Raw genomic sequence first — 13,641 nt, forward strand, 5'->3', positions numbered from 1 at the left:
CACTTCGTAAGAAGCTTAGCGCCAGCGTCGGGGCGCCAGGACCACACGACTTCGCCGTCCGTGATGCGCGTGCTCGTCAGTCACACGCATCGCGTCCACCGCATCTCACCGCAACGTTCGTGACGATCGCGATCCGCCCCTCATCTACCGTGAGACGCGCGGATTAATAGTGCTGATTTGCCCGACGGGTTAAGCGGTTTATTTTTTTCAAGCCAACTGGACGAAGCAAATCACGTTGGAATCACTAGCAAATTTTTCTCCTCCGTCATTCCGGGGCGTCGCGAAGCGGCGAGCCCGGAATCCATTTTTCCACCTGTGCCGGTGGTCTGATGGATTCCGGGCTCGCGCCAAGGGGCGCGCCCCGGAATGACAGCGAGTGTTAGGACGCGACCTCCCGAAACTTGCTAGGCTCTCTTCCCCCTGAACGAGTCGCGGACACTATCTCGTGGGTTACCTCTTCGTCCTCATCGTCGGCCTGATTGCCGGAACGCTTTCGGGCATCGTTGGCACGGGATCGTCGATCATGCTGATGCCGGTGCTGATCTATCAGTTCGGACCAAAGCAAGCGGTGCCGATCATGGCGGTGGCCGCGGTGATGGCGAACCTTTCGCGCATCCTGGCCTGGTGGCGCGAGGTCGATTGGCGGGCCTGCGCCGCCTACTCCATCACCGGCATCCCGGCCGCGGCGCTCGGTGCACGCACGCTGCTAGCGCTGCCGTCTCGCGTGGTCGACATCGCAATCGGCCTGTTCCTGATCGCGATGGTGCCGGCGCGGCACTGGCTGGCGCGGCATCAACTGCAGGCGCGGTTGTGGCATCTCGCTGTAGGCGGCGCCATCATCGGCTATCTCACGGGCATCGTGGTCTCGACCGGACCTTTGAGCGTGCCGCTGTTCCTGTTCTACGGCCTCACCAAGGGCGCCTTTCTTGCGACTGAGGCCGCAAGCTCGCTCGGCCTCTATGTGAGCAAGTCGGTGACGTTTGAACGTTTCGGCGCGCTGACGCCTGACGTCGCTCTCAAAGGCCTGATCGCGGGCTCGTCGCTGATGGCGGGCGCCTTCATTGCGAAGCGCTTCGTGCTGCGGCTTGAACCTGACGTCTTCCGCCTCGTGATGGACGGCATCATGCTTGTGGCCGGAGCGTCGCTGCTGTGGCCCGCGGTAACTCACTAGACATCATTGTCCCGCTATCCGCTGAACCAGACTGCTCGTCACGCCCTAACCATATGACGCGCAACGGGTTTCGGGGCGGTTCCATCTTTGGGTAGACGTACGGCGGAGAATGTTCTACTTTTGTTCTTATGAAGCCTCAGCGCGTCCGAGACCCTATTCATGGCCTCATTGTCTTTAATGACGATGGCTTGGTCGACGAGAGCGTTTGGAAGTTGCTCAATACGCCCGAAGTGCAGCGTCTTCGGCGCGTCAAGCAACTCGGCGTGTCCGAGTATGTGTTCCCTTCCGCGAGCCACACGCGCTTTTCGCATTCGATCGGCGTGTACCACAATGCGCGACGCCTCGTCGGAATCCTGAAACGCGAGATCGAGCTCAAGCGCGTCGAAGGCGAATTCAACGAGACGCGGGCCAAGGTCGCACTGTTTGCTGCCTTGCTTCACGACATCGGCCATGGCCCCTTTAGCCACGCCTTCGAGGAAGCACGAAAAGCACTGGCCGCGGAACGATCCACAGACGCCGCGCCGAAGCCAAAGATTCGAAGTCATGAGGCTTTCACTGCGGACATGATCCGCGATGGCCGCGGCAGGATATCGGAGATAATCGCAGCGTCCGGCGTGAAGCCGGAGGATGTCGCGGACCTGGTCGCCGCCGAAACCCCGACGGACATGTATCATGCGGTCGTGTCGAGTTCGTTTGACGCCGATCGTTTGGATTATCTGCTCCGCGACCGTTACATGACCGGCACTGGCGCCGGCGCCATCGACCTGGACTGGCTGATGGACAATGTGCGCGTTGCCGAAATCGACTTCGCGCCGGCCGAGTCCGACGACGCAGATCCGATTTATCAGCACAGCTTCTGCCTCGAGCACAAAGCGCGCGACGCTGCCGAAGATTTCCTGTTGGCGCGGTATCGCCTCTACACGAACGTATATCTGCACAAGACGACGCGCGGGATCGAGCAGATGGTATCGGCTTTCTTTCGATTCACCGCACGCGAGATAGATGCCAACGGCAGGGTCGCCGGCCTGCCCGACGATCATCCCTTGGTTCTCTTCTTTTCTCCGGGAGGCGACGGCATCGCCAACTATGGCGCCTTGGACGACACGGTGGTGTGGGGCGCCTTACATGCCGTCGCGACAAATGGTGACGGGATAATCAAGCGAATTGCCGGGCGGATACTCAATCGAGAACGCCCTATCTGCCTCGACGTTCAGCACGCCTTTCCGGAGGATGCGGAAGAACAGCGCCGTCTGAAACACGCGCTCGACGCCCGCTTCAAATCGCAACTCGGGGAAGATGTATTCCGGGACTCCGCCAAACTGTCGATATACGGTGAGATCGGAGCTGACGACGGGCGCGCCCAGAAACGGCTCATGATCCGGATGTCAGACCACAAGCTCAAAGAAATTACCGACTTCAAAGACGCTACGGTAGCCGGCTCCGATCGTCAGCGAGCCTTCGAGCGCTACTACTTTCTTGATGAAGCAAGCTCCAGAATGGCGCAATCTGTCATTGATTCGGTCAGAGGGAGGCGCAAATGACGGCTGATGTTCCAAGCCTCGTGATGGCTGCCGGGGGAGAGATCGTCGGGAAAATCCGTCTCCAGAAAGTCGTGTATCTGCTTGACCGGATGGGCCTCGATAGCGGCTTCTCGTACGAATATTATCATTACGGCCCCTATTCGGAGGATTTGGCCGAGAAGATCGAAGACGACATCGTGTTCGGTCACCTACACGCAAGCCAGCGCCGTCGCCTGAGCGATGGCGTGCCTTACGTCGCCTACTCCGCGGAAGCAGAGGGCGATGGCGATAAGGCGGACGCCCATATGCCAATCGGGCGCATCCGCACAGCGCTTGCTGAAATGCAGCGGCACTCGTCCACCGTGCTTGAGCTTGCTGCCACCATTCATTGGTTGGCGGTAGTGGAAGGCATTTCTGATTGGAAGACCGAACTGGTTCGGCGCAAGGGGGCCAAGACCGGCAACAACCGTGCCCTGAAAGCTTTTGAATTGTTGCGGACGCTTGGGTTGCCGCCTGCGGTTGGTTCGGCTGTGCGTTCCTGATTTCATTCTTCGCCGCCTGTGAGCGCACCCAAATGCGGAATGGGCGGTAGGATTTTCCATGGCCAAGAACACCCTCTCCTTTGTCTGCCAGAATTGCGGTGCGGCGTATAATCGCTGGCAGGGGAAGTGCGACGCCTGCGGTGAGTGGAATACGCTGGCGGAGGAGGACTCGACCGGCAATGTGCCGGTGTCGATCCGCTCCAAGCGCAAGGGGCGGACGTTTGCGCTGGAGTCGCTGTCCGGCAAGAGCCACGACGCTCCCCGCCTCTCCTCCGGGATGACCGAGCTCGACCGCGTCACCGGCGGCGGCTTCGTGCGCGGGTCGGTGCTCCTGGTCGGCGGCGATCCCGGCATCGGCAAGTCGACGCTGCTGACGCAGGCGACCAGCATGATGGCGCGCGCCGGGCACCGCGCGGTCTACATCTCGGGCGAAGAGGCGGTGGCGCAGGTGCGGTTGCGCGCCGAGCGGCTCGGGCTTGCGAATGCGCCGGTGCAGCTCGCTTCCGAAACCTCGGTCGAGGATATCGTCTCGACGCTCTCAGAAGGCACCGTGCCGCGGCTGATCGTGATCGATTCGATCCAGACCATGTGGACCGACACGGTCGAATCCGCGCCCGGCACGGTGACCCAGGTCCGCGCCTCGGCGCAGGCGCTGATTCGCTTCGCCAAGAAGACCGGCGCGGCCATCATCCTGGTCGGGCACGTCACCAAGGATGGCCAGATCGCGGGCCCCCGCGTGGTCGAGCACATGGTCGACGCGGTGCTGTCGTTCGAGGGCGAAGGCTCGCAGCAGTTCCGCATCCTGCGCGCGGTCAAGAACCGCTTCGGCCCGACCGACGAGATCGGAGTGTTCGAGATGACCGGGCTCGGCCTGCGTGAGGTCTCAAACCCCTCCGAATTGTTCCTTTCCGAGCGCGACCTCGGCAGCCCCGGCACCGCCGTGTTTGCCGGAATCGAGGGCACCCGCCCGGTGCTGGTGGAATTGCAGGCGCTGGTGGCGCCGACCTCGCTCGGCACGCCGCGGCGTGCGGTGGTCGGTTGGGACCCGAGCCGGCTGTCGATGGTGCTGGCGGTGCTGGAGGCCCATTGCGGCGTGAAACTCTCCGGCCATGACGTCTACCTGAACGTCGCCGGCGGCCTGCGCATCCAGGAACCCGCCGCCGACCTTGCCGCCGCCGCGGCGCTAGTGTCTTCGCTGGTGAACGCCCCCCTGCCAACGGATGCGGTCTATTTCGGCGAGATTTCGCTGTCCGGCGCGGTCCGGCCGGTGGCGCAGACCTCGGCCAGGCTGAAGGAGGCGGCGAAACTCGGGTTTGGCCGCGCCGTGCTGCCCGAATCGGCCCGCGGCGACGCCGGCGATGCCGGGCTTACCCTGAACTCGGTCGGCGGACTGACCACCCTGGTCGCCGAGATCGCCGCCCGTGGCACCCCTAGGGGCAACCACCAGGCCCAACGGGACGCTGAACCCGTTGAGAAAAATGCCACACCGGCCCGATTCCGTCGCGAGAAGGGCTAAAGCGGGGTGACCTTGGCGCCCCTCGCCGCTATACATCGCGCCGCGTGGGACAGGCGCTTTCCGGCCTTGCCGGGGACGCTATAAGCCCCTCAGCTAGGACGGAACCGAAACGCCGATTCGCGGGCGGCCGTGCCCTGCAGACCCATAAGAAGAACGAGCGGACCTGACCACCCGATGCCGATAACGATCCTCGATCTCGTCCTGCTCGCAGTGATGCTGATCTCGGGCCTGCTTGCGATGGTGCGCGGCTTCATGCGCGAGATCCTGTCGATCGCGGCCTGGGGCGCGGCGGCGCTGGTCACGCTCTATGCTTTCTCGAAGCTTTTGCCGACTGCCAAAACTTACTTCAACAACGACACGGTCGCCGCCGTCGTCGTGGTCGCCGGCACTTTCATCGGTACCCTGATCGTGGTGTCCATCATCACGGTGCGGATTTCCGACATGATCCTGGATTCGCGCATCGGTGCGCTCGACCGTACGCTCGGCTTCCTGTTCGGGCTGGCGCGCGGGCTCCTGATCGTGGTCGTCGCCTTCCTGTTCTTTAGCTGGCTGGTTCCTGACAAGCAGCGGCCGGACTGGGTGACGGGCGCAAAATCCCGCGTGGTGCTGCAAGGAACCGGGGATTGGCTGATGTCGCTCTTGCCTGATGACCCCGAGAACACCATCTTAAAGCGGTTCAAGAAAAACAAACCGGAAGACGATCAGACTGACGCCGAACCCACCGCGCCGGCGTCCGGCGATGGCTATAGTAAACCTGCCCGCGACAGCCTTAAAAAGCTGATCGAGAAACCTGCGGGCCGTTAAACCTTGACTTAGGCCTGTTGGGCTAAACTCAGCACAGGCCGCAAAGAAAGGCGATGAACGCGATGCAAGCCCCTTCCGATCACGCCGAGCAGCTTGACCCGTATTCTTCCGGGCCCATCGAATTGCAGGATGATCTCGAAGGCGACACGCTACGCGAAGAGTGTGGTGTGTTCGGCATTTTCGGCCACCCCGAAGCTGCCGCCATCACGGCGCTCGGATTGCACGCCCTCCAGCATCGCGGCCAGGAAGCTTGCGGCATCGTCACCTTCGACGGCAGCCGCTTCCACTCCGAGCGCCGGCTCGGCCTGGTCGGCGACACCTTCTCCCGCCGCGAAGTGATCGAGCGCCTGCCCGGCTCGACCGCGGTCGGCCACGTCCGCTATTCCACCACCGGCGCCACCATCCTGCGCAACGTGCAGCCGCTGTTCGCCGAGCTCAACGCCGGCGGCTTTGCCGTCGGCCATAACGGCAACCTCACCAACGGGCTGTCGCTGCGCCGCGAGCTCGTCAAGAACGGCGCCATGATGCAGTCGACCACCGACACCGAGGTGATCCTGCACCTAGTGGCGCAGTCCAAGCGTGGCCATTTCGTCGATCGCTTCATCGAGGCGCTGCGCGCGATCGAGGGCGCCTATTCGCTGGTCGCCCTGACCAACAAGAAGCTGGTCGGCGCGCGCGACCCGCTCGGCATACGGCCTCTCGTGCTCGGCGATCTCGACGGCCGGCCGATCCTGACCTCGGAGACCTGCGCGCTCGATATGATCGGCGCCAAATATGTCCGCGACATCGAGCCCGGCGAGATCATCGTGTTCGATGAGGAAGGCGCGCACACGCACAAGCCGTTCCCGCCGAAACCGGCGCGGCCCTGCATCTTCGAATACATCTATTTCTCACGGCCCGACTCCATCGTCGGCGGCCGTTCGGTCTATGAGGTCCGCAAGGCATTCGGCGCGCAGCTTGCGCGCGAGAACCATCCGGATATCGACGTCGTCGTGCCGGTGCCAGACTCCGGCGTACCCGCCGCGGTCGGCTACAGCCAGTATTCCGGCGTGCCGTTCGAGCTTGGCATCATCCGCAACCACTATGTCGGCCGCACCTTCATTCAGCCGACCCAGAGCGTGCGCGAGCTCGGCGTGCGCATGAAGCATTCGGCCAACCGCGCCGCGATCGAGGGCAAGCGCATCCTCCTGATCGACGACTCGCTGGTGCGCGGCACCACCTCGAAGAAGATCGTGCGCATGATGCGCGACGCCGGCGCCCTTGAAGTGCACTTCCGCCTCGCTTCCCCGCCGATCCTCTATCCCGACTATTACGGCATCGACCTGCCTGACCGCGGCGGCCTGCTGGCGGCGACGCACACGCTGGAGGAGATGCGCGAGATCATCGGCGCGGACTCGCTGGCCTTCCTGTCGATCGACGGCATGTATCGCGCAATGGGCTATCCCGGCGGCCGCGATCCGGCCAACCCGAAGTTCGCCGACCATTGTTTCACGGGCGCCTATCCGACGCATCTCACCGACCACAGTGAAGCCGAGCCGCAGCCGCGCCAGCTCTCGCTGCTGGCAGAGGCGAGCTGAATTGTCGTTCCGGCCTGGGGCGCAACTTGCGCTCCGGGGCCGGGACCCATAACCAACCACCGGCTCTGTTTTTCGGAAGCCATTGGACACAACCGCCGTCGCGTATCATGACCGCCGCGGAGTATGGGTCCCGGCCCCGGAGCGCAAGTTGCGCCCTTGGCCGGGACGACCACGAAGAGTTAATCCGTAAATGCCCCTTCCCCTCGCCTCCCGCATCGCCCTCGTCACCGGCGCCTCGCGCGGCATCGGCTATGCCACTGCGCTGGCGCTGGCGAAAGCCGGCGCGCATATCGTGGCGGTGGCGCGGACCCAAGGCGGGCTCGAGGAGCTCGACGACGAGATCCGGCAAAGCGGCGGCAGCGCCACGCTGGTGCCGCTCAGCCTCACCGATTCCGACGGCATCGCCCGCTTAGGCGCCGCGCTGCATGAGCGTCATGGCAAGCTCGACATCCTCGTCGGCAATGCCGGCGTCGCCGGTCCCTCCTCACCGCTCGGCCACATCGATCTGAAATCGTGGAACGACGTGATGGCGGTCAACGTGACCGCAAATTTCCAGCTCATCCGCTGCATGGAGCCGCTCCTGAAAGTGTCCGATGCCGGACGCGCGGTGTTCATCACCTCAGGCGCGGCCAACAAGGCGCTCGCCTATCTCGGTCCCTATGCGGCGTCGAAGGCCGCGCTGGAAACGCTGGTCCGCGTCTGGGCCAACGAGACCGCGACCTTGAGGCTGCGCGTCAACCTGTTCAGCCCGGGCCCGATCCGCACCCGCATGCGCGCCGCCGTGTTTCCGGGCGAAGACCCGATGGATCTCGATACGCCCGAGCAAGCGGCGGAATTCATCCTGCCGATGTGCATGCCGGAATGGAACGAGACCGGCAAGTTCTACGACTACCCCTCGCGCAAGCTGATGAGCTTTCATCCGCCGGCGTGATTTTCTCCGTCATTGCGAGCGAAGCGAAGCAATCCACGTCTCCGCAAGTGGCGAAATGGATTGCTTCGTCGCTACGCTCCTCGCAATGACGGGCGATTGACTAAACCTCCTCGGCGCGATTGACTGCTACCTGAGCGGGCAAACCGCCAAGAAAAAATCAGGGAGGCAATCATGACGGCGAGGCTCAATCGCGCGCGCACCCTTTTCGGATTCATCTTAAGCTGTATCGCCTGCTTCTGCCTGTCGGCGCCATCGCATGCCGGCGACATTCCGGCCTTCGCGGTCGATGCGGCCTGGCCGAAGCCGTTGCCGAACAACTGGATCCTCGGGCAGGTCGGCGGCATCACCGTCGACTGGCAGGGCCATGTCTGGGTGATCCATCGCCCGCGCTCGCTGACCGATGACGAGAAAGGCGCAACGCTCAATCCGCCGCGCTCGAAATGCTGCGTTCCGGCGCCGCCGGTGCTCGAGTTCGACGCCGACGGCAATCTCTTGCGCGCGTGGGGCGGGCCCGGCGAAGGCTATGAATGGGTCGGCCGCGAGCACGGCATCGAGGTCGACGAGCGCGGCTTCGTCTGGGTCGGCGGCAATGCCGACAATGACAACGCGATCCTGAAATTCACGCTCGACGGCAAGTTCGTCTCCCAGATCGGCAAGATCGCGCCGAGCAAGGGCTCCAACGACACCACACAGCTCGGCAAGCCCGCGGAGACTGCGATCGACAAGGAGGCGAACGAGATCTACGTCGCCGACGGCTACGGCAACCGCCGCGTGATCGTGTTCGACGCCACCACCGGCGCCTACAAGCGGCACTGGGGCGCCTATGGCAACAAGCCTGATGACGACAAGCAGGCCGCCTATGATCCCAAGGCGCCGGTTGCGCAGCAATTCGGCAATCCCGTGCATTGCGTGAAGCTCGCCAATGACGGGCTGGTCTATGTCTGCGACCGCATCAACAACCGTATCCAGGTGTTCAAGAAGGATGGGACCTTCGTCAAAGAGTGGTTCTTTGAAAAGGACACGCTCGGCAACGGCGCGGTGTGGGACATCGCGCTCTGGCCCGATCCGAACCAAACATATCTCTTGAGCGCCGACGGCGAGAACAACGAGATCCGGATCGTCAGGCGCGACGATGGCTCCGTGGTCGGCAGTTTCGGCCGCAGCGGCCGCAATGCCGGGCAATTCCACTGGGTCCACGCCATGGCCGTCGACGCCAATGGCAACGTCTATACCGCCGAGGTCGACAACGCCAAGCGCATCCAGAAATTCAAACTGACCTCCGATGCGCTACGATAAGCGCATTGCCGGAAGGCGCGAGACAGGATAAGCGGGAACCCGAGGATCGGGTCACCCCGACCGCGCCGCTGGTGAAAGGCCCCCAAAAAAGAGGGCCATGCCGGCATCAACAGGAGGGAACACATGAAAACGACGCGCGCGCGGCGCTACGCCGCGCTATTCGCCTGTGCCGGATTGGGTCTTGCGACCCCGGCCTTCGCCCAAGACAAAACTCAAGACAAGGCTCAGGACAAAACCGTCAAGATCGGCGTCTTGAACGACATGTCGAGCCTTTACGCCGACATCGGCGGCGCCAATTCGGTCGCCGCGGTCAACATGGCGGTCGAGGATTCCGGACTGCGCAACAAGGGCTGGAAGATCGAGGTGCTGAGCGGCGATCACCAGAACAAGCCGGACGTTGGCGTCAACATCGCCCGGCAATGGATCGACAACGAGAAGGTCGACGTCATCGTCGACACGCCGAACTCGGGCGTCGCGCTCGCGGTCAGCAATCTCGTCAAGGAGAAGAACGCGGTGCTGCTCAACTCGGGTGCGGCCACTGCCGATCTCACCGGCAAGGCCTGCACGCCGAACACGATCTCCTACACCTACGACACCTACATGCTCGCCAACGGCACCGGCAAGGCGCTGACCAAGGCCGGCGGCGATAGCTGGTTCTTCCTCACCGCCGACTACGCCTTCGGCCATGCGCTGGAGCGCGATACGACCGCGGTCGTTCTCGCCAATGGCGGCAAGGTGCTGGGCAGCGTGAAGCACCCGCTCAACACGTCCGACTTCTCCTCCTTCCTGCTGCAGGCGCAATCGTCGAAGGCGAAGGTGGTCGGGCTCGCGAATGCCGGCGGCGACACCACCAACTCGATCAAGCAGGCGTCGGAATTCGGCATCGTCTCCGGCGGCCAGAAGCTCGCGGCACTCCTGCTCTTCATCACCGACGTGCATTCGCTCGGCCTGAAGACCGCGCAGGGACTGACGTTTACGGAATCCTTCTACTGGGATTTGAACGACAAGACCCGCGAATGGTCGAAGCGTTTCACCAAGGTGTCGCCAAAGGGCATGATGCCGTCGATGACGGTCGCCGGCAATTACGCGGCCGTGCTGCATTACCTGAAGGCGCTGGAGGCGATGGGCGGCAACACCCATGATGGCGCCAAGACCGTCGTCAAGATGAAGGAACTGCCGACCGACGATCCCCTGTTCGGCAAGGGCCCGCTGCGCATCGACGGCCGCCGCATCATCCCGGCCTATCTATTCGAGGTGAAGAAGCCGGAAGAGTCCAAATATCCGTGGGACTATTACAAGCTGATCGCCACCATCGCGCCGGAAGACGCGGCCAAGCCGCTGGAAGCCAGCGAATGCCCGCTGGTGAAGAAGTAATGGCGTGAGGCTTGTAGGGTGGGCAAAGGCGCGAAGCGCCGTGCCCACCATCGAGTGCTGTGCTCGCGACGGTGGGCACGCTGCGCTTTGCCCACCCTACGAAGCTACGAAGCTTGCGCTTTTCTCGCGAGCGTCAGCGACGCTACCAATAGCGCCAGCAGCAACAGCGCGGCGGCAAGGAAGAACGGCGCGCCCGGCAGCTTGAACGGCGCGCTTGTGCCGATGAAATACGCGAACGTCAGCGTGAACAGGAAGGGCCCCACGAGCTGGGACACGCTCTGCACGCTGGTGGTCGCGCCCTGGAGCTGGCCCTGCTGATCCGGCGCGACGAGCTGCGTTATCAACGCCTGGAGCGCCGCGCCCGCGACACCCCACAGCGCCATCACGGGAATACCGAACCAGGAGAGCGCTCCGGTCGGCGCACTCGCGAAAATCAGAAAGCCGATCGCGCCGCAGGCGAGCCCGAACAACAACGCCCGCCGCTCGCCGAAACGCTTGACGATCGGTCCGATCGCCGCGCCCTGCACGATCATCTGGCAAAGGCCGACCAGCGCCAGCGTGGCGCCGACGGTCGCGGTGTCCCAGCCGTAGCGATAGGTCGCATAGAGCACGTAGGTTGAGGGCAGCACGACGTGCGCAAGCTGGGCGAAGAAGTTCGCAAGCGAGAGGCCCGCGAGCACGCGGTCCGAGCCCAGCAGATGCAGCGCGCCGATCGGATTGGCGCTCTTCCAGCGGAACGGCGAACGACGCTCTCGCGGCAGCGACTCCGGCAGGATCAGCAGGCCATAGAGTCCGTTGGCAAAGCTCAGGCCTGCCGCAACCCAGAACGGCAATCGCGGATCGAAGCCGCCGAGCAGACCGCCAAGCGCCGGCCCCAGGATGAAACCGGCGCCGAAGGCGACGCCGATCTTGCCGAACATGGTGGCGCGCTGCTCCGGCGCGGTGACGTCAGTGATATAGGCAAAGGCGGTCGAGACGCTCGCCGACGTGATGCCCGAAATCAGGCTGCCGATGAACAGCCAGATCAGCGACGGCGCCAGCGCCATCAGCACATAGTCGGCGGCGAGACCGAAGTTCGACAACAGCACCACCGGACGCCGCCCGAACCTGTCGGACAATCCGCCGAGGATCGGCGAGAACAAAAGCTGCATCAGCGCCCAGGCGGTGCCGAACAGGCCGAAGATCCGCGCGGCGCTCGCCGTATCATTGTCGACGAAACCCTCGATCAGTTTCGGCAGGATCGGAATGACGACGCCGAGCGCCAGCATGTCCAGCAGGACGGTGCCGAAGATGAAAATCGCAGCGCCGCCGCGCCTCGGTGGAGTTTCGACGATGACGGCGGCTTCTTCGCTCATGACAACCGCTTGCGCTTGTGGGCGAAGGGATTGGCCTTTTCGCGCAGCGTGATGCGCACCGGCGTGCCCGGCAGGTCGAAGGTTTCGCGCAGCGAGTTGGTGAGATAGCGCAGATAGGATTGCGGCACGGCGTCGGCGCGCGAGCAGAACAGCACGAAGCTCGGCGGCCGCGCCTTGTTCTGGGTGATATAGTTCAGCTTCAACCTCCGGCCGGAGACGGCGGGCGGCGGGTTGGCCGCGATCGCCTGCTCGAACCAGCGATTGAGCGCGGCGGTGGGAACGCGCTTGTTCCAGGTGGCGTAGGCCTCCTCGATCGCCTTCATCAGCCGATCGATGCCCTCGCCCATCAGCCCGGACACCGCAACAACAGGCACGCCCTTCACCTGCGGCAGCCAATGATCGGCATCGGCGCGCAAGCCTGAGATCAGGTTCGGCTTGCGCTCGACCAGGTCCCATTTGTTGACCGCGAGCACGATCGCGCGGCCTTCGCGCTCGACCAGATCGGCGATGCGCAGGTCCTGCTCCTCGAACTTGTTCTGCGCGTCCATCATCAGCACGACGACTTCGGCAAAGCGCACCGCGCGCAGCGCATCCGCAACCGACAGCTTTTCCAGCTTCTCCTCGATCCGCGATCGCCGCCGCAGGCCCGCGGTATCGAACAGGCGGAAGTCGCGGCCCTGCCATTTGATTTCGACCGCGATGGAATCCCGCGTGGTGCCGGCTTCCGGGCTGGTCAAGAGCCGCTCCTCGCCGAGCAGATGATTGATCAGCGTCGACTTGCCGGCATTGGGGCGGCCGACAATGGCGACGCGGATCGGACGTTGGCTGACGTCCTCCTCGGTTTCCGGCGCTTCATCCTCGAGGTCTTCATCATCTTCGGCAGGCGCCGGCATCAGCACGCTCAGCGCGTCATAAAGTTCGCCCATGCCCTCGCCGTGCTCGGCGGAAATCTGCACCGGATCGCCCAGGCCCAGCGCGTAGGATTCCATCGCGCCGAGCTCGCCATGTTTGCCCTCGGCCTTGTTGGCGACAAGCACCACCGGCTTGTCGGCGCGGCGGGCGAAATCGGCGAAAGCGCGGTCGGTCGGCGTCAGACCCACCCGCGCGTCGATCACGAACATCAGCGCGTCGGCAAGGCCGATCGCGGTTTCGGTCTGCTCCTGCATGCGCGCGGTCAGCGAGCCCTTGGCGCCCTCGTCGAGACCGGCGGTGTCGATAATGGTGAATTCGAGATCGCCGAGCCGCGCCTGCCCCTCGCGGCGGTCGCGCGTTACGCCGGGCTCGTCATCCACCAGCGCGAGCTTCTGCCCGACCAGGCGGTTGAACAGCGTCGACTTTCCGACATTGGGCCGGCCGATGATGGCGATCGTGAAGGACATGGATCATCAAAGCGCTGTTGGGGTAAACGCGTGTAGGTCAATGGAGTCTAGCAGGAACTAGCGCGAAAAACTGCCGCTCGGCATTGGAGCTGGGAACGGCGCGGCGGATTGCTGCGTGGGCTGTGCTGGAGCCGGCTCCGCGGTCGGTTGGGCCGTCGTCTGATCGGGCGGCGGCG

At 63.8% G+C, this 13,641-nt stretch carries 11 protein-coding genes; 9 read left to right on the forward strand and 2 right to left on the reverse strand.

What is annotated here, in order from left to right:
• Window positions 1–445: 445 nt before the first annotated feature.
• The 9 genes from CWO89_RS30525 (at window position 446) to CWO89_RS30565 (ending at window position 10,731) form a co-directional block, all read left to right on the forward strand.
• Entirely contained in the window at window positions 446–1,171 is a 726-nt protein-coding gene (locus CWO89_RS30525; protein WP_130582264.1) for a sulfite exporter TauE/SafE family protein, read from the forward strand.
• Window positions 1,172–1,359: 188 nt separating this feature from the next.
• The gene (locus CWO89_RS30530) at window positions 1,360–2,712 is read left to right on the forward strand and encodes an HD domain-containing protein (protein WP_165421402.1); all 1,353 of its coding nucleotides are present in this window, start codon (window positions 1,360–1,362) and stop codon (window positions 2,710–2,712) included.
• Window positions 2,709–3,233: a hypothetical protein gene (locus tag CWO89_RS30535; protein WP_130582266.1), complete on the forward strand. Its 525-nt coding sequence runs from the start codon at window positions 2,709–2,711 to the stop codon at window positions 3,231–3,233. Before CWO89_RS30530 ends, CWO89_RS30535 begins: the two co-directional genes overlap by 4 nt.
• 58 nt (window positions 3,234–3,291) lie before the next feature.
• Window positions 3,292–4,749, forward strand: coding sequence for a DNA repair protein RadA (radA, locus tag CWO89_RS30540; protein ID WP_130582267.1), 1,458 nt, complete (start codon window positions 3,292–3,294; stop codon window positions 4,747–4,749).
• A 174-nt stretch (window positions 4,750–4,923) separates the two neighbouring features.
• Complete coding sequence (locus CWO89_RS30545; RefSeq protein ID WP_028166053.1) at window positions 4,924–5,553, forward strand: CvpA family protein; 630 nt, start codon at window positions 4,924–4,926, stop codon at window positions 5,551–5,553.
• 62 nt (window positions 5,554–5,615) lie between these two features.
• A complete protein-coding gene (purF, locus tag CWO89_RS30550; protein WP_130582273.1) occupies window positions 5,616–7,130 on the forward strand; it encodes an amidophosphoribosyltransferase in 1,515 nt (504 codons plus the stop codon).
• A gap of 190 nt (window positions 7,131–7,320) precedes the next feature.
• A complete protein-coding gene (locus tag CWO89_RS30555) occupies window positions 7,321–8,061 on the forward strand; it encodes an SDR family NAD(P)-dependent oxidoreductase (RefSeq protein ID WP_130582268.1) in 741 nt (246 codons plus the stop codon).
• Between the two features lie 171 nt (window positions 8,062–8,232).
• Window positions 8,233–9,357 (forward strand): NHL repeat-containing protein, encoded by a 1,125-nt coding sequence (locus CWO89_RS30560; protein ID WP_130582269.1) that lies wholly within the window; start codon window positions 8,233–8,235, stop codon window positions 9,355–9,357.
• Between the two features lie 123 nt (window positions 9,358–9,480).
• Window positions 9,481–10,731: an ABC transporter substrate-binding protein gene (locus tag CWO89_RS30565; RefSeq protein ID WP_130582270.1), complete on the forward strand. Its 1,251-nt coding sequence runs from the start codon at window positions 9,481–9,483 to the stop codon at window positions 10,729–10,731.
• A 104-nt stretch (window positions 10,732–10,835) separates the two neighbouring features.
• Here CWO89_RS30565 and CWO89_RS30570 read toward each other — a convergent pair whose 3' ends face one another.
• Both CWO89_RS30570 and der read right to left on the reverse strand, forming a co-directional pair.
• Entirely contained in the window at window positions 10,836–12,086 is a 1,251-nt protein-coding gene (locus CWO89_RS30570) for a TCR/Tet family MFS transporter (protein WP_130582271.1), read from the reverse strand.
• Window positions 12,083–13,465, reverse strand: coding sequence for a ribosome biogenesis GTPase Der (gene der / locus CWO89_RS30575; protein ID WP_130582272.1), 1,383 nt, complete (start codon window positions 13,463–13,465; stop codon window positions 12,083–12,085). Before der ends, CWO89_RS30570 begins: the two co-directional genes overlap by 4 nt.
• Window positions 13,466–13,641: the final 176 nt, after the last annotated feature.

Origin of the sequence: Bradyrhizobium sp. Leo170, from assembly GCF_004296405.1 — a bacterium.
GTDB lineage: Bacteria > Pseudomonadota > Alphaproteobacteria > Rhizobiales > Xanthobacteraceae > Bradyrhizobium.

What these genes read in the sequence shown, in the direction of transcription:
- CWO89_RS30535 (WP_130582266.1), top strand. Translation starts at nt 2,709, where the DNA reads ATGACGGCTGATGTTCCAAGCCTCGTGATGGCTGCCGGGGGAGAGATC.
- radA (WP_130582267.1), top strand. Translation starts at nt 3,292, where the DNA reads ATGGCCAAGAACACCCTCTCCTTTGTCTGCCAGAATTGCGGTGCGGCG.
- CWO89_RS30545 (WP_028166053.1), top strand. Translation starts at nt 4,924, where the DNA reads ATGCCGATAACGATCCTCGATCTCGTCCTGCTCGCAGTGATGCTGATC.
- purF (WP_130582273.1), top strand. Translation starts at nt 5,616, where the DNA reads ATGCAAGCCCCTTCCGATCACGCCGAGCAGCTTGACCCGTATTCTTCC.
- CWO89_RS30555 (WP_130582268.1), top strand. Translation starts at nt 7,321, where the DNA reads ATGCCCCTTCCCCTCGCCTCCCGCATCGCCCTCGTCACCGGCGCCTCG.
- CWO89_RS30560 (WP_130582269.1), top strand. Translation starts at nt 8,233, where the DNA reads ATGACGGCGAGGCTCAATCGCGCGCGCACCCTTTTCGGATTCATCTTA.
- CWO89_RS30565 (WP_130582270.1), top strand. Translation starts at nt 9,481, where the DNA reads ATGAAAACGACGCGCGCGCGGCGCTACGCCGCGCTATTCGCCTGTGCC.
- CWO89_RS30570 (WP_130582271.1), bottom strand. Translation starts at nt 12,086, where the DNA reads ATGAGCGAAGAAGCCGCCGTCATCGTCGAAACTCCACCGAGGCGCGGC.
- der (WP_130582272.1), bottom strand. Translation starts at nt 13,465, where the DNA reads ATGTCCTTCACGATCGCCATCATCGGCCGGCCCAATGTCGGAAAGTCG.